Below are 16,529 nucleotides of genomic sequence, written 5' to 3'. Positions count from 1 at the left end.
CCCCCTGAGTTCCCACCATGAAAACTGGACCGTTCAATCCCAACCTGTTGTCAGAATCCGTCTTTGCGGTGCCACCGTTGGCTCGTGACGCGGACTACCAAATCGATGCCGACGAAAACGAAAAGATCATCCGCTTCTTAGAAGCCGGCGGCGTCCGTTCGTTGCTGTATGGGGGCAACGCCGTGCTCTACCACACCAGCTTGGCTGACTTTGACGACTTGCTCGGGATGATCTCCGACTCGGCCGGTCCGGACACAACCGTGGTGCCATCGTTTGGCCCATCCTTTGGAATCGCGTCGGATCAAATCAATATCCTTCAAGAGTTTGATTTTGGAACCGCGATGCTGTTGCCGTCGCGAGACATCGTCGATTCGACGGGCATCGCAACCGGTATCCGTAAGTTGTCCGAACAATACGGCAAGCCAATCGTCGTTTATCTGAAACACGACCGTTGGTTGTCTCCCGAAGATTTGAAGTCGCTGGAAAGTGACGGTGTGATCTCATGGATCAAGTACGCGGTCGTTCGTGACAACCCCGCGGAAGATGACTACCTCCGCGAAGTCTTGGACGTCTTTCCTGCGGAGCGGATTGTCAGCGGCATCGGAGAGCAACCCGCGATCGTTCACTTACGAGACTTCGGCATCACAGGATTCACCAGTGGATGTGTTTGCGTCGCACCACGCAAAAGCATGGACATGCTTGGTTCCATCCAAGGCGGTGATATGGAGATGGCAGAATCGATTCGGCAATACTTCCAACCGCTCGAAAACCTTCGCGATGGAATCCACCCAATTCGGGTTCTGCACGAAGCGGTCGCTCTCGCCGGCGTTGCAGAAACAGGGCCGATCCAGCCCATGCTCAGCAACGTCTGCGACGAAACCAAATCCAAGATTCAAGAAGCTTTGCGAACGATGAAGCTGATCGACTGAGTCGTGGCCCAAAGTAGAAACATTCCAAAACAAAAGACCGTGCGGTTACCCCGCACGGTCTTTCTCATTGACACCCACACCAAATCGATGGTCACCAGTCTCAGCGGACCTGGACCTCGATTCGACGAGGCTTTGCTTCTTCGGATTTAGGCAAATGCAATGTCAGCACTCCGTCCTTCAACTCGGCTGTGATACCAGCCGCGTCAATCTTTTCACCGATCGTAAAGCTTCGCTGAAAGTCACCGACTTCGTACTCGGACTGCAGGTAGCGGTCCGCTTCGACATGACGTGTGACCCTTCCGCGAACGGTCAACAATCGGTTCTCAAATTGGATGTCCAAATTTTCCGGCTCGACGCCAGGCAAATCACCTAACAGCGTCAACGCTTGCTCGCCTTCCCAGATATCGAATCGCGGCGTGAACATTTTGCCGCGGTTGCCATTCTGGGTTTGTTCCTTCGAACGAGCATTGGGGCTGGTCACGGTGGTCGTTTTATTATCTGACCCATTGGAATGGGTCGTCATGGCAGTGCTCATGAGATTCTCCAATCAATTAGACAAAGGGGTGGGCCAAGAAGAAAACAAGCGGTCAGTTCGACCGAACTTCAATTCGACGTGGTTTGGCGGTTTCGCTCTTTGGCAACGTGATCTTCAGAATGCCGTGCTGAAATTCCGCCGAGACTTGGTCGGCGTCCACGTCAGCAGGCAACTCCATCGTTCGATGGAAGCTTCCGAAACCACGCTCCTGACGATGCCAAGTCCCGCCTTCCATTTCCGGAGCGGATCGCTCGCCTTTGAGAGTGAGCTGATTCGCATCGACATAAATCTCCAACTGCTCGGAGTTGAATCCGGGCAACTCGGCCTCGACGTAAACCGTGCCCTCGTCTTCCCAAACATTCAGCGCGGGAAAGGTCACAACGGATGTGGGGGATGAACCACCGCGAGAGAACAAACGATCCATCTCACGCGAAAGTTGGCTCAATTCGTTCCAGGGTTCCCAACGAGTCGCTAACATTTTTGATCCTCCGTCTACACGAATGTGCAAGCAAAGTTTGTTGATTCAGTTTCATTCGACAGCGAATGTCAATCTGACAGACGACGTCGTTCGAGAACTTCAAAAATGCAACGAGTGTGCCAATTGATGGCGAAGCGGCCTTAAATTCAGGGCCTCAAAAACGAACCAAACCGTGAACCGGAGCCGTTCGTAGAACAGGGTTTTGGCCCACGCGATCGAAGACCATCGCGGTGAATCATGAGCCGTAAAACGGCCCGTTATGCGAAAGCGGCATGAGGTTCAAACTCAAGACCAAGCGACGGTTTACTGGACCTGACGCAACTGAAGCGTGTCGATGATTTTTTCGTCGGCCAAAGCGTTGGTGATGACCCCCAACCAAACGCCCGGTTTGCACCAACCGCTCTCCTTCAGAACTTCCAATGCGTTGGTGATGGTTTGATCGTGATCTTCGGAGAACTCCATGAAGAACGGCTCCACACCCCACGGCAACATTAAGTGACGGAACGTATGCTCGACATCGGTGAAGGCGAAAATTGGCACACCCCGAGGCCTCAGGGCCCCCAGGACGTAAGCGAGAAAACCGCTGCGGGTGAAGACAACGATTCCTGAATCACCCATCTCCTGTGCCAAGGTGCACGCCGATCGCAGCATCATCGATTTGGGCTCTCGAAGCACGATCTTTGAGTTCAGTTGGCGGCTGACCGTTGGCTCGATGCTGGCGACAATGTTTTGCAGCACACCAACGGACTCCAGCGGGTATTTACCCGTGGTCGTTTCACCAGACAGCATCACCGCATCGGCTTGTTCGCGAATTGCGTTGGAGACGTCCGACACTTCCGCACGAGTTGGAACCGGCGATTGAATCATCGACTCGAGCAGGTGCGTGGCGATGATGACGGGCTTGCCATCTTCTTGGCAGGCACGAATCAAATCGGTTTGAACAAGCGGCAATCGGTGGTAATCAATTTCAACGCCGAGGTCACCACGAGCGACCATGATCGCATCGGATTGCCGGATGATCGCCTTCATGTTGCGAACACCGGCTTGGTCTTCGATCTTTGAAATGATTCGTGCGGGTGAGCCGTGTTCGTCTAAGAATGCACGCAGCGTGCGGACGTCTTCCGCTTGGCGAACAAACGAAAGCGCAACGAAGTCGATGCCCGCTTTGACGCCCGCCGCCAAATCGGTGCGGTCTTTGTCCGTGATCGCGGGCAAGTTGACTTGGACGCCAGGCAAGTTGATGTGACGTCGAGATTCCAGAACGCCGGGCGTGATCACGCGGCAGCGAACGGTGGTGGCGTCTTTCTTCAGTACATGCCAATGCAACAAACCGCTGTCGACCAAAATCGTGCTGTCCAAGTCGATCGCACCGGGCAGGCCCAGATAGTTCACACTGACCCGCGGAGTTCCGTCGGATTCGACCGCCGATTGATCCGCGCAGTCTTCGGTGAACAGGACCAGCTCGTCGCCGGCTTTCAATTCGATCGCATCCTCCACCGCACCGGTTCGAATCTCTGGGCCTTTGACGTCCATCATCACCGCAACGTGACGACTAATATCCTTGGAAACCTTTCGGATCCGTGCGACGATTTCGCCGACCCATTCAGGCGTTCCGTGTGCCATATTGAGTCGCATGACATCGACGCCCGCTTCGATCAACGCCGCTAGTTTTTCGGGGGACTCGGTTGCCGGGCCGATCGTGGCAATGATTTTTGTGTGACGGTAGTCCTGCACGGTTGCGTCTCAATGAGCGGAAATAAGTGACGAGGCGGCGAAGTGTCGCGGGCAAAGGCTCCGCAAACAACCAGTCGGCCGACCAACGGCTAGCATCCCACCGGTGAGGGCTTTGTTGGTCACATTTGCCTCCGTTCGCCTTGCCGGTCACAATGCCGGGCAGCTTCCGAACATTCGCGACTTTGGATTTCGCACGATGTCCCCTCTTGAAATGCAGCCCACGTTCTCTATGGACTTTCCGGTCTCAGCGGATGTCCTCGTGGGTCGAGTGCGGTCGGCAATCAAGTCGCTTGGACCGAACACACGGGCGGTCGCGGCGGGCAAGTGCGTCGAGATTGCTCCGCCAAAAACCGAGACTCGATTCTGGTCACCTCATTTGTCGGTCCAGATCGGTGACGCGCCGGCGAGCTCCAACGCTCAAACCGAAGTCACCCCTTCCGTGGATTCTTCAGACCATCAATCGCATTGCCAGCTATTTGGGCGTTTCTCGCCACGGCCGGAGATCTGGACCTTCTGCATGTTTCTGTACCTCGTGATGGCGATGGTCCTGTGTGGCGGTTTGCTCATCGGCTACGTGCAGTGGAGCCTTGGTGCTTCACTGACGGGCCTTTGGCTGGTGCCACTTTCGCTCGTCGTGATCGCTGGATTGCACGCGGCGAGCTTGGTCGGACAAGGCTTGAGCCGCCACCAAATGATCGAATTGCGAGAGCAGCTGGACCAAATTTTGGATTTGGCGATCCAAGAAACTCCCACTTCGGAACGCCCCGGCTTGTCGACGGCAGACCAAACGCCGACGATGCGGGTCGAAATCACGTCCTGATCTTCCTCATCTCCTTCCCCGCTGACCCCCTGGTTCCATGAGCGTTGCTGATTCCAGTGCTGCTGATTCTGTTGCTGCCCCGGACACTGCCGACACGTCATCGTCCGTCGGTGTGTTTTCGCCTCCGGGATACTACGACGCGTTAGCTCAACAAGTCCTCGATGGCACGCCGATCACCCGAGAGCAAGCTCTGGCGATGTTGGAAGCGTCCGATTTGGACGTGCCCGCGATCATCTCGGCTGGCTACCGAATCCGTCATCAGTACTTTGGCAACACCGTCCAGCTGTACTTTTTGATGAACGCCAAGAGTGGATTGTGCCCTGAGGATTGTCATTACTGCAGCCAATCCAAGGTCTCCGACGCTCCCGTTCCCAAGTACAACATTCTCAAACGCGATGCGTTGATGGACGCCGCCAAGGTCGCTGCCGAACGAGGTGCAAAGACCTACTGTTTGGTGATCTCCGCCCGTGGACCCAACGAACGTGAGATGAAAGCGGTCGAGGAGATCGTTCCCGAGATCAAGCAAAAGTACAACTTGGACATCTGTGCCTGCTTGGGTTTGCTGGATGAATCTCAAGCGGCTCGACTGAAGGCTTGCGGTGTCGACCGAGTCAATCACAACCTCAACAGCAGCGAATCGCACTACGAGAAGATCTGCACAACGCACACATACGAAGACCGCGTTCAAACGCTGCGTCACGTTCGCGATGCGGGCATGGAAATGTGCAGTGGCGGCATCATCGGGATGGGCGAATCCAAATCCGACATCGTGTCGATGGCGTTCGATCTGAATGAGCTCGGTGTGCAATCGATTCCCGTTAACATTCTTAACGCGATCGATGGCACGCCTTTGGAAGGAACCGCCGCCCTCACGCCTCAAGACGCGCTCAAAGCTTTGGCGATGTTCCGATTCGTGAACCCCGATCGCGAACTGCGGATCGCTGGCGGTCGTGAACTGCACCTGCGTCAGTTGCAACCGATGGGGCTGTACGTTGCCAACAGCGTGTTCGTTGGCGACTACCTGACAACACAAGGGCAGGCCCCTCAAGCGGATTACGACATGATTCGCGACCTTGGCTTCGACGTCACCGGTTCGTGCGAAGAGATGAGCATCTGAGGTGGGAACCACCGATCTTCGTTCACGATTGCAAAACGTCTTCGAAACCGATGACCCGGTTGCCATCGTCACCGGCAGTGGGTCACCGCGAGTCGGCCGTGTCATCGCGGAAGAGCTTTCGCGACGCGGTTGCCACGTCGCTTTGCATGCCAACACCAGTGTCGATGAGGCTGAACAAGCCGCCTCACAGTGGCAGCAACGATTTGGCCGAGAAGCAATCGTCGTCCAAGGACCACTCGAACAAGATGCGACCTGCGACGCGATCGTTGATCAAACACATCAACACTTTGGCCGGCTCGACATCCTGGTCAACAGCGCAGCGATCTGGACCCCGACGCGATTGGAAAACATCACCGGTGAAGAGATCCGTCGGTACTTCCAAATCAACTCCGTCGCGTCGTTGCTGTGCGCTCGAGCCGCTGGCCGACACATGGTCGCTCAATCGAGTGGCGGATGCATCATCAACCTCGGTGACTGGGCCACCGTTCGACCGTATGCCGAACATGCCGCGTACTTTCCCAGCAAAGGCGCGATTGAGGTCATGACCCGGTCGCTGGCCGTCGAACTGGGTGCCCACAACGCTCGTATTCGCGTCAACTGCGTTCAGCCAGGACCCGTGCTGCTATCCGATGACGTCTCGCAGGAAACAGTCAACGAATTGGCGGACAGCACCCTGGTTCGGCGAGTTGGAACGCCCGAAGATGTCGCTCACGCGGTCAGCTTCTTCTGCGAAAACACATTCGTCACCGGAGTCTGTTTGCCGGTCGACGGCGGCCGCAGCATCTTTGCGCCGGATGGGCTTCAGATCGGTCGCAACACCGGATGAACCCGGCCAAAGCGAGACCGTCGCGACATTCATTCCGCGACTCAAATCCGGCAATCCAAATCCCGCAACACGGACGCACCTCCACCCAACGGACTGAACCACGATGACCGATTCCAAAACCGAGGCTGCTTTCAAACCCGTGGAGCTGTACACCGACGGTGCTTGCAGCGGGAACCCGGGACCTGGCGGTTGGGCATTTGTGTTGCGTTGCCCGCGGACGCTGAAAGAGATCCAGCGTTCGGGCGGGCAACCTCACACGACCAACAACCAAATGGAATTGATGGCCGTCATCCGTGGACTCGAAGCTCTCAAAGAACCTTGCGCTGTCGATCTGTATTCCGACAGCAAATACGTCGGGCAGGGGATGTCGAGCTGGATGGCGGGTTGGAAAAGTCGCGGCTGGAAACGCAAAGACGGTTCCAAACTGGTGCCCGTCAAGAATGTCGAACTGTGGCAGGAGCTCGATCAGCAAATGCAAGCTCACCGGGTGACCTACCACCACGTCAAAGGTCACGCCGGACACACCGAAAACGAACTGTGCGATAAATTGGCGGTCGCGGCGTACCAACAATATCTGTAACACTGGCCGGACGCGTAAGATAAGCAGTGAGCGGGAAGCAAGTGCTAGAGACCTAGCCCTAATCTCCCGGCCGTCTTGAGTCCGTTTCTCTCACCGAGCGTTTGAAGTCCACTTCGCGGAACACGCTATCGGTTTGTGTTCTTCGTTTGGTCAGTAAGGTTGTCATGTCCCAAAAGAAAGTCGTTGTCGTTGGGGCCGGACCGGGTGGACTGGCGTCGGCGATGCAGCTCGCCGCGGGCGGTTGTGATGTGACCATCCTGGAACGCCGCGGCCAGGTCGGCGGACGAACATCCGCGATCGAAATCGATGGCTTCCGCTTTGACTGCGGTCCCACCTTTTTCCTCTATCCACGCGTGCTCGACGAGATCTTTCACTCGACCGGTCGCGACCTGATGGAAGAGGTCCCAATGGAACGTTTGGACCCTCAGTATCGGCTGACATTCGGTGGCGGCGGTCAACTGGATTGCACGCCCGACATGGACGAGATGGATCGCCAGATCGCTCAGTTTTCACCGCAAGATGTTGGGCAATTAAAGCGGTACATGGACGACAACCGGATCAAGCTGGAAAAGTTTCGTCCCATTCTGGAGTCGCCCTTTCACTCCGCATTGGATGTGATGAAGCCGTCGTTGCTGGGCGCGGCCAAGCACCTGCATCCGTTTCGAACGTTGGGCAAGGAACTTGAACGCTACTTCAGCGACCCAAGGCTTGTGATCGCGTTTGCGTTCCAGTCCAAGTACCTCGGCATGTCGCCGTTCAATTGCCCGAGTCTGTTCAGCATCCTCTCGTTTCTCGAATACGAGTATGGCGTCTTCCATCCCATCGGTGGTTGCAGTCGCGTGAGCGAAAAAATGGCTGAGATCGCCGAAGAGATGGGTGTGAAGATCCGGCTCAACGAACCAGTCGATTCCATCGAAATGGAAGGCCGACGAGTTCGTGCGTTGCATACCCAAGCCGATCGTTACGACGCGGATGCATTCGTCGTCAATGCTGACTTCGCTGACTGGATGACAAAGACGGTCCCCAACGCTTCTCGCAAACGTTGGTCGGACGAACAGATCGCCAAAAAGAAGTTCTCCTGCAGCACTTACATGTTGTACTTGGGGATCGAAGGATTATACGAAGACCTGCCACATCACAGCATTCACATCAGCAGCGACTACAACCGCAACCTTCGCGAAATTGAAACCGATCACATCCTCAGCCAAGATCCGTCGGTGTATGTCCAGAATGCTGGCGTGACCGATCCGACACTGGCTCCCGCCGGGCACAGTTCGCTTTATGTGCTGGTCCCCGTCACACATGACACCGAAAACGTTGATTGGTCAAAAGAAGCCGCCGGTTTTCGCGAATTGACTCTCGATAAACTTGGTGAACTCGGTCTGACCGATGTGCGTGATCGAATTCGTGTGGAACACCAAATCACTCCTGACGATTGGCAAAGCGACTACTCGATCTACAAGGGTGCGACGTTCAACTTGGCACACAACTTAGGCCAAATGCTTCACAAGCGACCACGCAATCGATTCGAAGAACTCGATGGCGTGTATCTGGTCGGTGGCGGAACTCACCCGGGCAGTGGACTGCCTGTGATCTACGAGTCCAGCCGCATCAGTTCGAGATTGTTGCTGCAGGACTTGGGGATGGACACTGGCTTCATCGACGACTCTGCCCGCGGCGTACCGCCTCGTCCCGAGCCCACTGCAGTGGCGTAGGTTTCCAGCTTGTGAATCGGCTCCGTTGGTTTTGCCAGGCCTTCACAAAAAATGGTGATGCCAACGCTGCCTCGCAAAGCAGATAGAATCATGGCTCTGAAATTGCACCCCAGATTCATGCATTCAACACGAGCCTCACGTGAACATCCCATCGCCATTGCGACGCCGAACAAGCGTCTTCGCTGCTGTTCCATTCTGCATCGCAGCCTGCTTCGTCAGCCTTACCGCCACAGTATGCTCGGCCCAGACGTCCGCATCGAACTCAACGGTTCGTCCATCGCATCCAAAGGCTCACGCTCACAACGACTATCTGCATGATCGTCCGCTGCTGGACGCACTCGACAATGGATTTCGCAGTGTCGAAGCAGACATTTTTTTGGTCGAAGGTGATCTTTGGGTTGCTCACTCCACTGCAGAACTTTCCGCCGATCGAACATTGAAAGCGTTGTACCTCGACCCGCTGCGTCGGCGCATGCAAACCCACGCGAATGATTCCCCGGGCTCTTTCCAAAGTGTTGAAGGCGATGGCCAACCCATCACATTGCTGATTGACTTGAAGTCTGATGGAGAGTCGACATATCGGGCACTCAATCAATTGCTATCGAAATACGACGATGTGTTCACGCATGTCGATTCCGATGGCATTCACCGTCGCGGCGTCACCGCCATCATCAGTGGCAACCGTCCCATCGAATCAGTCCAGTCGGACTTGCCGCGTTTCGTTGGCGTGGATGGTCGGCTGGACGATTTGAACAAGGATTACTCAGCCGAGCTGATGCCCTTGATCAGCGATCACTGGGGCCGCAATTTTCAATGGCGGGGCAAAGGCGACTTGCCCGAGGCCGATCGCGAAAAGCTGAGCGGGATTCTGGAACGAGCTCATCGACAAAACCGCCGAGTTCGATTCTGGGCAACGCCCGATCACCAAGCAGCCTGGAAAGTTCTGAATGATGCCGGAGTGGATCTGATCAACACCGACGATCTTGAGGGGCTCAATCAATTCCTGCAAACGCAATCGAATTGACTGTTTGGGACTGAGCGGCGAGCGTGTTGCCGCGAATGGCTTGCGAAATGAACCGATCGGCTCGGCCTTTCCCTGAAAATTTCAGATCTCAGCCCTTCCACCTTCGCGGCTCGTCCGCTTGAGGAAATCTGGGCGTCGCCTCCGAATCGGCCTGATCGACGAGATTCCTTAACCGGAGCGTAAAATTGCGAGTCTTGGAACTTTGACGGCACAAGGTGGATGAATACGCCGCACGAAGCGTGCATAATGTGCATGCTTCCCCGTTGTCCCACCTTCCTCTCCTTTCCATAGGCCCGCCATGAAATCTGCCCCAGCCTCCTCCACCCGTGGCTCGCGAATCAGTCGCCGTCAGTTCACCGCTACCGGAATCGCGGTCGGGGCGGCTATTGGTGTTCACACCAGCCGATCCGCTTCCGCCCAAGCCACCTCGCCCAACGAAAAACTTGGCGTGGCAATTTGTGGCGTCAACAGCCGCGGTGGAGAGCACATTCGAGGGTTCGACAAAGATCCTCGCACCGAAATCAGAGTGTTGGTCGACATTGATGAAAAAGTCGGTAACAGCCGCGCCGACAAAGTCGCCGACTTGCAGGGACTTCGCCCCAAAGTCGTCAAAGACTTTCGCGAAGCTTTGGACATGGACGATGTGCAGATCCTGACCAGTGCTACGCCCAATCACTGGCACGCACTGATGGGTGTCGAAGCGATGCAGGCGGGCAAAGACGTCTACATCGAAAAACCGATCAGCCACAACATTCACGAAGGCCGTGCCCTCGTCGCAGCAGCAGCCAAGTACGGCCGCATGTTCCAAACCGGTACTCAGTGCCGTAGCAGTTCCGGCATTCGCGAAGGCATGCAGTTCCTCGCTGATGGTGGAATCGGCGAAGTCAAGCTTGCCCGTGGCCTGTGTTACAAACGGCGCAAGTCGATCGGCCCATTGGGCGACTATGAAATTCCCGCCGGCGTTGACTTCAATCAGTGGAGCGGACCGGCCACCTACACCGATCCCAAACTGACCCGTCAGCGTTTCCATTACGATTGGCACTGGCAACGTCACTACGGCAATGGCGACTCCGGCAACCAGGGTCCTCACCAAACCGACGTCGCACGTTGGGGACTGGGTCTGGATCGTCACCCCAACGCGGTGCTGAGCTATGCCGGTCGTTTGGGTTACAAAGCGGAACGCAAAGACCCCGACTACGTTGATGCTGGCGACACCGCCAACACGCAAGTTTCGATCTACGATTACGGCGATAAAACCATCGTGTTTGAAACTCGTGGTCTCAGCGTTGACGAATCGGCCGACCAAGAGATCAACGAGTTGTTTGGCTATAGCAAGGGAAACAAGATCGGCGTCATCTTCTACGGTGAAGACGGCTATCTCGTGCAGGGCCCCAGTTACAGCCGTTGTGCCGTGTTCGACAAAGAACGCAAATTGGTGCGTGAATTCAAGACAACATCCAACGTCGGCGACGCCCACTTTGCGAACTTCCTCGATGCGGTACAGTCTCGCGACGCCTCAAAGCTCCATGCCGATGCGCGCTGCGGTCACCTGTCTGCCGCGGTCGCTCACCTGGGCAACATTTCGTACTACGTTGGTCAAGAAAACCGGGTCGATCCCAAAACGATCTCCGAGTCACTCGCGAACATTTCGTCTCTGGATGACGATCAAGCCACGCTCGATCGAACGCTTCAACACCTTCGGGACAACAACGTTGATCCTGAAAAAGAGCAGTTGTCGCTCGGCCCCGTGCTGAAGTTTGATCCCGAGGCGGAAAGCTTTGTCGACAACGACGAAGCCAAAGCGATGGAAACTCGCGAGTACCGCGACGGGTTTGTCGTTCCCAGTGCGACTGACGTTTGATTCGACGAACCTCTCGCAACGGTCCCTGATGTGAACGAAGCCGAAACGATTCGATATCACGCCGCCCACAATGGGCGGCCGGCAGAACTGGACCTGCTGGATCAAACCAAGTTGCCTGGAACGCTGACGCGTTTGGTTTGCACAACCATCGACCAAACGCACGATGCGATCCAACGATTGGTCGTTCGTGGTGCGCCCGCCATTGGCATCGCCGCCGCGTACGGAGTCACCCTGACTCCGGTCGATGCTGAGTCAAACTCGAGCCTGCCTGAAGCGCAGGCTCGGTATCGGCAAACAATCGACTATCTGGCGACCAGCCGACCGACGGCGGTCAATTTGTTCTGGGCGCTGGATCGCATGCGAGCGATCGTGGATGACTTCTCCGGGCCAGTCGCTGAACTTCGCGAACGCTTGGTGACCGAAGCCATTCGGATTCACGATGACGATCGGCAGATGTGTCGTTCCATCGGCTGCCATGGCGCGACGCTATTGGCTGATTGCAAAAGCGTCATGACACACTGCAACGCAGGATCACTGGCAACTTCGATGTGGGGAACAGCCCTCGCACCAATGTACCACCTGCACGAATCCGGCCACTCGCTGGAAGTGTTCGCCGACGAAACACGACCGCTGCTCCAGGGAGCTCGTCTGACGGCCTGGGAACTTCACCAAGCCGGAATTCCGGTCACTGTCTGCACGGACTCAATGTCCGGCAGTCTGATGCGGCAGGGGCGGGTCGACGCCGTCATCGTGGGCGCCGATCGAATCGCGGCCAACGGAGACGTCGCCAACAAGATTGGAACTTACCCGCTGGCTGTTCTGGCCAAATACCACAACATCCCGTTCTACGTCGCGGCACCGACGAACACCTTTGATTCGGAATTGGAATCGGGCGATTTGATCCCAATCGAGCAACGCAGTGCGGACGAAGTTTCGTATCCCTGCGGAACCGATTCACCTCGCCAGACTCCCGAGGGGGTCGCGGTCGTGAATCCCGCGTTCGATGTGACGCCAGCGGAATTGGTAACAGCGTTGATCACCGAAAAAGGCGTGATTTCTGAGCCTGACACAGCAAAAGTCCGGGCTCATCTTGGTCTGTGACCAAACGTGTCACGCCCCTAGCTGATACTACTTGTGTGGACGAGAGAAACAGTTGTCTCAGGGTGAGACGGCCTCTCGTTTTGAAATGAGCTGGACGCGAACTGGTTGGAACGGACTGTCATCGATCCAAACCAAGTCTGAACTCAAATCGATTTGCGAATGTAGTCAAATTCCGCTTAGAATGTGTTTTTTGAGCATTCGCGAATGATTTAAGAGGATTTGGAAGTTTAGGTGAACCTTATGGCGCAGATCTTGCTCCTTAAAGTTTCCTCACGAGGGCATCGCCCCCGTGTTGCAAAGTGAAACGAGAACAACCCTCTTCAGTCTGAGACGTTGAACTCGAACAACCAACGCTTGAAACGATTTTCAAAACGCAAAAGCATCCCGCAGGGAAAGGATTCAGAAATGTTGGTACTCAGTCGAAAAGAAGGCGAAAAGTTGGTCATCGGTGACAACATCGTGATCACGGTCAACCGAATCGCTGGCAATCGTGTCGCAATCGGCATCGAAGCTCCTCGTGAAGTTTCGATCGTGCGTGGCGAATTGGATCAACGTGACAGCGTTGATCGCGTCAGCAAAGACCTAGCGGGTGCTCCAAACTCGGCCATGCTTGAGCACGACATCGCCGTCGCTGGCCAAGCCGAACGTTGATTGCCGCTCTCTCACACTGAGTCCCGTCCTTCCCTCCTGTCTCACGCTGTGGATCTTGCCCCACGTCGATTGAGACCGATTCGGTCGGATCATTGAAGCTGACGCTTCACGTGCTGAGGCTGTGCAAAGCCTCCACGTTGCCCCGGTGCGACACATCAGGTGTGCAATCAGGGACCAGTGTGAACATGCGGTTGGTGGAAAATCATCCGCCGTATGAGATTTCTTGTTCGCGAAAAACGACTCGCGTCTTAGGCGGGCTCGTATCCTAGGCAGGATAGGGGCTGATCCGACTGATCGTCAGATTGCCTGAAAAACATCGCTCAACGTCCGTCCCCGACGTCCTCGGCCGTCCATGGAAATCCGATTGGATTTGAATCGGTTGACGTTCGACTCGTCTCGGCATCGGTTCCGAACCGGTCGCAGATTGAGACCTCGCGAAAACCTCCGTTTGGTCTTTCAGCGTTCCTGCTCTCTGCATTGGTTTTCGTTCCACCTCGCAATCAAACATCGGTGGTAAATCCGTGTCCGGATCAATTGCTGGCAAATTGACGTTCCACAATTGTCCCGGTCGATGCTCGGAATCATTTGCTGTCACTCTGACATCAAAATTGCCGGTCGACATCACCTCGCGAAAAAATGAATCCAAAACCGGCTTGAGCCACCGCCCTGTGTGATCCCATGTCTTGGGCACATCCGGACGTCGATAGTGCGAGACCGCCATGCTCGGGACGCCATGCAACGCCGCTTCGCGGGCGGCAGCGAATGTTCCGCTGACCAGCAGGTCAACGCCCAAATTGGCGCCCGCATTGATGCCAGAGAACACCAGCGAAGCGTTGGGGCACAGCACGGTCATCGCAGAACGAACACAATCGACTGGAGTTCCGTCGACCGCGAACCATCCTGATTGCACTTCGGTGACGGCCAAGTCGCGGGTGGTCGTCACGCTGTGTCCACACTCGCTACGTCCTCGATCGGGTGCAACCACCGTGATGTCATAGCGATCTTGGTTGCCGGATATCTGAATCCATTGCGAGATCGCTTGATGCATTGCAACCAAGCCGGGTGCATCAATCCCATCATCATTGGTCAATAAAATCGCGGTGCGTTGCATCAGCGGATCTGAACCGTTGGCCAAAGGTGAAGTTCGATGAAGTCTGTTTCAGCGAGGTTTGCGCCGGATCAACGCTTGCGTCGCCGACACCAACGAAGGCATTTCGCTGGGACGGGGATCAGGCGGGATCTGAACAAAATAATTCGCGTCGATTCCCATCACTTCTCGGCGTGTCGCTGATTGGCGTGGGTCTTCGTCTAAGAACAAAGACGCCATCTCAAAGTCGCGGTCCCAAAGAATTTGATCTGCCAGTGACTCGATCAATTCATCCCACGCCGCTGTGTCTAGCGAATGCAGATCTGGGATCCGGAATTCCGTTGGCATCACCTCGTCGACATGAATGACTTCGCCCGTCTTACGTTCCATCCCCAGCAAGTCATCGCGGACTAAACAATCAATTGCCGCGTCCCGGATCAATTGCCGCCAGTAGACGTTTTCGACGTCCAACGACAAATCCATTTCCATCTCCACGTGATGGTGCAACTCCGAAAACAGGGCTGCCACCGTGGCTTCGGCAATCGCACTGAGCGGCATGCCTTCGGGCGTGGGCTCCAACAAGTGCTGCGCGACGTCATGCAACAATGCGATCTGTTGTTCGCTGTGCAGGTTATCAAACAGTTCGATCCCGGTCTCGCAGGACCAATCGGCATCGGGCTGCCATTCTTCATCGAACTGCATCAGCAGATCTTCGAGCAACGACTCAATCAATCGCTGCATCAATTCCGCTTCGGCACCTTCGAGCGTGCGATCGCCTTGGCTGGTGTGCCACATGGTCGTACCGATTGATGGTGTGATGAAACGGCATCTAACGAAAAAAGGCCACAGATTTGACTCGGTGGCCTCAGCATACTTCACAGCGTCACCGCCGGGCTAGCCGACAGCGATCCCAGTCACGGATTCGCCAATTGTTCACCGTTCCGCGGAAGGGTGCATCTAACTCACCCAACCATGCGATCGGCGCCCCGTCGGGTCGGCCGCGTGCGTCCAGCTTTTTCAGCAATTGCAGCCGCGTCTGCAAATTGATGCACGTGCACATCCATTTGAGGGAATGGGATACCGATTTCGGCCGCATCCAGTTGCGTTTTGATTTCGCCGGTCAAAGCCTCGGTCATCGGCCAAAAATCTGAGCTGGCAACCCACATGCGGACCTTCCAATTCACGGCACTGTCACCCAAACCAGCCAGCACGACGGCGCTGCCTCGATTTTCGCCTTGGATCACATTGGCAGACAACTGATCGACCGCGTTTTGAAGTGCAGTTCGAGTGGTTTGCAGATCGGCAGAGTAGTCCACACCGACGGGCACTTCGACACGGCGATGTTGATGGTGACTGATGTTTTCAATTGTTCCACCCGCGATTGCGCTGTTGGGAACGATGATGCGTCGGTTGTCAGGGGTGTCCAACGTCGTCGTGAACAAATCGATTTCGTCGACCTTGCCCGTCACGCCAGCCGCGTTGACAACATCACCGACTTTGAACGGCCGAAACACCAACATCAAAACACCGGACGCGAAATTGCTGAGCGTTCCTTGGAACGCCAAACCGACGGCAAAGCCTGCCGCGGCCAACATCGCGGCCAATCCGCCCAGAGGTGCACCCAACTTCGTCAGCACACCGCCGACGACGGCGAACATGATCGAGTAGAAAACCATCTTGCCGACGAACTTGCCCAGCGTTTCATCCACGCGTCGACAAACCGGCCGACTGATGACTCGCATCAGATACTTGGCCACCAAGTATCCGATGAAGATGACAAACAAACCCAAACCCGCTGATAGAAGTGCGGGTGCGAGGTGTGTGGTGGCGTAGTCCGTCAAACCATCGAAGTTGCCTTCGGTCATTTGACTGACCAAGTCCGACGTTGCATCCGCAAAACTTGGAGTGGAAGGATCGGCGGCTCCCAAGTTCATCTCAGAAGCAATGGTGGATGGTGAGATACTGGTTTCGGTCATAGCGAATCACGACAGCGCACGGAGCGGAAATAGAAGACACGTTCTGCAGAACGTCGATACCTCATTCCAGCGAGGGGATTCAAGATCGATGCACA

Annotated in this window: 16 protein-coding genes; 10 read left to right on the top strand and 6 right to left on the bottom strand. The window is 55.7% G+C overall.

Going from position 1 to position 16,529, the window contains the following annotated elements:
- Window positions 1–17: 17 nt before the first annotated feature.
- On the top strand, window positions 18–929 hold the full coding sequence (locus RB_RS21245; RefSeq protein ID WP_007337243.1) for a dihydrodipicolinate synthase family protein: 912 nt from the start codon (window positions 18–20) through the stop codon (window positions 927–929).
- Window positions 930–1,029: 100 nt separating this feature from the next.
- On the opposite strand, the gene RB_RS21240 is transcribed toward RB_RS21245, so the two are convergent.
- From RB_RS21240 to pyk, 3 genes are all read right to left on the bottom strand, one after another.
- Entirely contained in the window at window positions 1,030–1,452 is a 423-nt protein-coding gene (locus RB_RS21240) for an Hsp20/alpha crystallin family protein (protein ID WP_390175296.1), read from the bottom strand.
- A gap of 64 nt (window positions 1,453–1,516) precedes the next feature.
- Complete coding sequence (locus RB_RS21235; RefSeq protein WP_164922319.1) at window positions 1,517–1,942, bottom strand: Hsp20/alpha crystallin family protein; 426 nt, start codon at window positions 1,940–1,942, stop codon at window positions 1,517–1,519.
- Window positions 1,943–2,245: 303 nt separating this feature from the next.
- Window positions 2,246–3,676 carry a pyruvate kinase gene (gene pyk / locus RB_RS21230; protein WP_011122699.1) on the bottom strand — a complete coding sequence of 477 codons (1,431 nt, stop codon included), beginning with the start codon at window positions 3,674–3,676 and terminating at the stop codon, window positions 2,246–2,248.
- Window positions 3,677–3,872: 196 nt separating this feature from the next.
- Between pyk and RB_RS21225 the strand changes: the two genes are divergently transcribed.
- From RB_RS21225 to RB_RS21185, 9 genes are all read left to right on the top strand, one after another.
- Entirely contained in the window at window positions 3,873–4,496 is a 624-nt protein-coding gene (locus RB_RS21225) for a hypothetical protein (RefSeq protein WP_231845851.1), read from the top strand.
- Between the two features lie 37 nt (window positions 4,497–4,533).
- Window positions 4,534–5,613: a biotin synthase BioB gene (gene bioB, locus RB_RS21220; RefSeq protein ID WP_007326296.1), complete on the top strand. Its 1,080-nt coding sequence runs from the start codon at window positions 4,534–4,536 to the stop codon at window positions 5,611–5,613.
- A 1-nt stretch (window position 5,614) separates the two neighbouring features.
- Window positions 5,615–6,439, top strand: coding sequence for an SDR family NAD(P)-dependent oxidoreductase (locus RB_RS21215; RefSeq protein WP_011122697.1), 825 nt, complete (start codon window positions 5,615–5,617; stop codon window positions 6,437–6,439).
- Between the two features lie 103 nt (window positions 6,440–6,542).
- The gene (gene rnhA, locus RB_RS21210; RefSeq protein ID WP_007326294.1) at window positions 6,543–7,019 is read left to right on the top strand and encodes a ribonuclease HI; all 477 of its coding nucleotides are present in this window, start codon (window positions 6,543–6,545) and stop codon (window positions 7,017–7,019) included.
- 164 nt (window positions 7,020–7,183) lie between these two features.
- The gene (locus RB_RS21205; RefSeq protein WP_007334293.1) at window positions 7,184–8,734 is read left to right on the top strand and encodes a phytoene desaturase; all 1,551 of its coding nucleotides are present in this window, start codon (window positions 7,184–7,186) and stop codon (window positions 8,732–8,734) included.
- Window positions 8,735–8,873: 139 nt separating this feature from the next.
- On the top strand, window positions 8,874–9,758 hold the full coding sequence (locus RB_RS21200; protein WP_011122695.1) for a phosphatidylinositol-specific phospholipase C/glycerophosphodiester phosphodiesterase family protein: 885 nt from the start codon (window positions 8,874–8,876) through the stop codon (window positions 9,756–9,758).
- A gap of 298 nt (window positions 9,759–10,056) precedes the next feature.
- The gene (locus RB_RS21195) at window positions 10,057–11,619 is read left to right on the top strand and encodes a Gfo/Idh/MocA family protein (protein WP_007337250.1); all 1,563 of its coding nucleotides are present in this window, start codon (window positions 10,057–10,059) and stop codon (window positions 11,617–11,619) included.
- A gap of 30 nt (window positions 11,620–11,649) precedes the next feature.
- On the top strand, window positions 11,650–12,720 hold the full coding sequence (gene mtnA, locus RB_RS21190) for an S-methyl-5-thioribose-1-phosphate isomerase (RefSeq protein ID WP_011122694.1): 1,071 nt from the start codon (window positions 11,650–11,652) through the stop codon (window positions 12,718–12,720).
- 405 nt (window positions 12,721–13,125) lie between these two features.
- Window positions 13,126–13,371 carry a carbon storage regulator gene (locus tag RB_RS21185; protein ID WP_011122692.1) on the top strand — a complete coding sequence of 82 codons (246 nt, stop codon included), beginning with the start codon at window positions 13,126–13,128 and terminating at the stop codon, window positions 13,369–13,371.
- A 265-nt stretch (window positions 13,372–13,636) separates the two neighbouring features.
- Here RB_RS21185 and surE read toward each other — a convergent pair whose 3' ends face one another.
- The 3 genes from surE to RB_RS21170 form a co-directional block, all read right to left on the bottom strand.
- On the bottom strand, window positions 13,637–14,482 hold the full coding sequence (surE, locus tag RB_RS21180) for a 5'/3'-nucleotidase SurE (RefSeq protein ID WP_164922982.1): 846 nt from the start codon (window positions 14,480–14,482) through the stop codon (window positions 13,637–13,639).
- A 48-nt stretch (window positions 14,483–14,530) separates the two neighbouring features.
- On the bottom strand, window positions 14,531–15,253 hold the full coding sequence (locus tag RB_RS21175) for a hypothetical protein (RefSeq protein WP_007326285.1): 723 nt from the start codon (window positions 15,251–15,253) through the stop codon (window positions 14,531–14,533).
- 167 nt (window positions 15,254–15,420) lie between these two features.
- Window positions 15,421–16,434: a mechanosensitive ion channel family protein gene (locus tag RB_RS21170; RefSeq protein WP_011122689.1), complete on the bottom strand. Its 1,014-nt coding sequence runs from the start codon at window positions 16,432–16,434 to the stop codon at window positions 15,421–15,423.
- Window positions 16,435–16,529 lie beyond the last annotated feature (95 nt).

This window comes from Rhodopirellula baltica SH 1 (assembly GCF_000196115.1).
Classification (GTDB): domain Bacteria; phylum Planctomycetota; class Planctomycetia; order Pirellulales; family Pirellulaceae; genus Rhodopirellula; species Rhodopirellula baltica.
This window is presented reverse-complemented; position numbering and strand designations above follow the sequence as displayed.

Coding starts and splice junctions, on each gene's coding strand:
- bioB (WP_007326296.1), top strand. CDS start 4,534: ATGAGCGTTGCTGATTCCAGTGCTGCTGATTCTGTTGCTGCCCCGGAC.
- RB_RS21225 (WP_231845851.1), top strand. CDS start 3,873: ATGTCCCCTCTTGAAATGCAGCCCACGTTCTCTATGGACTTTCCGGTC.
- RB_RS21175 (WP_007326285.1), bottom strand. CDS start 15,253: ATGTGGCACACCAGCCAAGGCGATCGCACGCTCGAAGGTGCCGAAGCG.
- surE (WP_164922982.1), bottom strand. CDS start 14,482: ATGCAACGCACCGCGATTTTATTGACCAATGATGATGGGATTGATGCA.
- RB_RS21185 (WP_011122692.1), top strand. CDS start 13,126: ATGTTGGTACTCAGTCGAAAAGAAGGCGAAAAGTTGGTCATCGGTGAC.
- RB_RS21170 (WP_011122689.1), bottom strand. CDS start 16,434: ATGACCGAAACCAGTATCTCACCATCCACCATTGCTTCTGAGATGAAC.
- RB_RS21235 (WP_164922319.1), bottom strand. CDS start 1,942: ATGTTAGCGACTCGTTGGGAACCCTGGAACGAATTGAGCCAACTTTCG.
- RB_RS21195 (WP_007337250.1), top strand. CDS start 10,057: ATGAAATCTGCCCCAGCCTCCTCCACCCGTGGCTCGCGAATCAGTCGC.
- RB_RS21205 (WP_007334293.1), top strand. CDS start 7,184: ATGTCCCAAAAGAAAGTCGTTGTCGTTGGGGCCGGACCGGGTGGACTG.
- RB_RS21240 (WP_390175296.1), bottom strand. CDS start 1,452: ATGACGACCCATTCCAATGGGTCAGATAATAAAACGACCACCGTGACC.
- RB_RS21245 (WP_007337243.1), top strand. CDS start 18: ATGAAAACTGGACCGTTCAATCCCAACCTGTTGTCAGAATCCGTCTTT.
- rnhA (WP_007326294.1), top strand. CDS start 6,543: ATGACCGATTCCAAAACCGAGGCTGCTTTCAAACCCGTGGAGCTGTAC.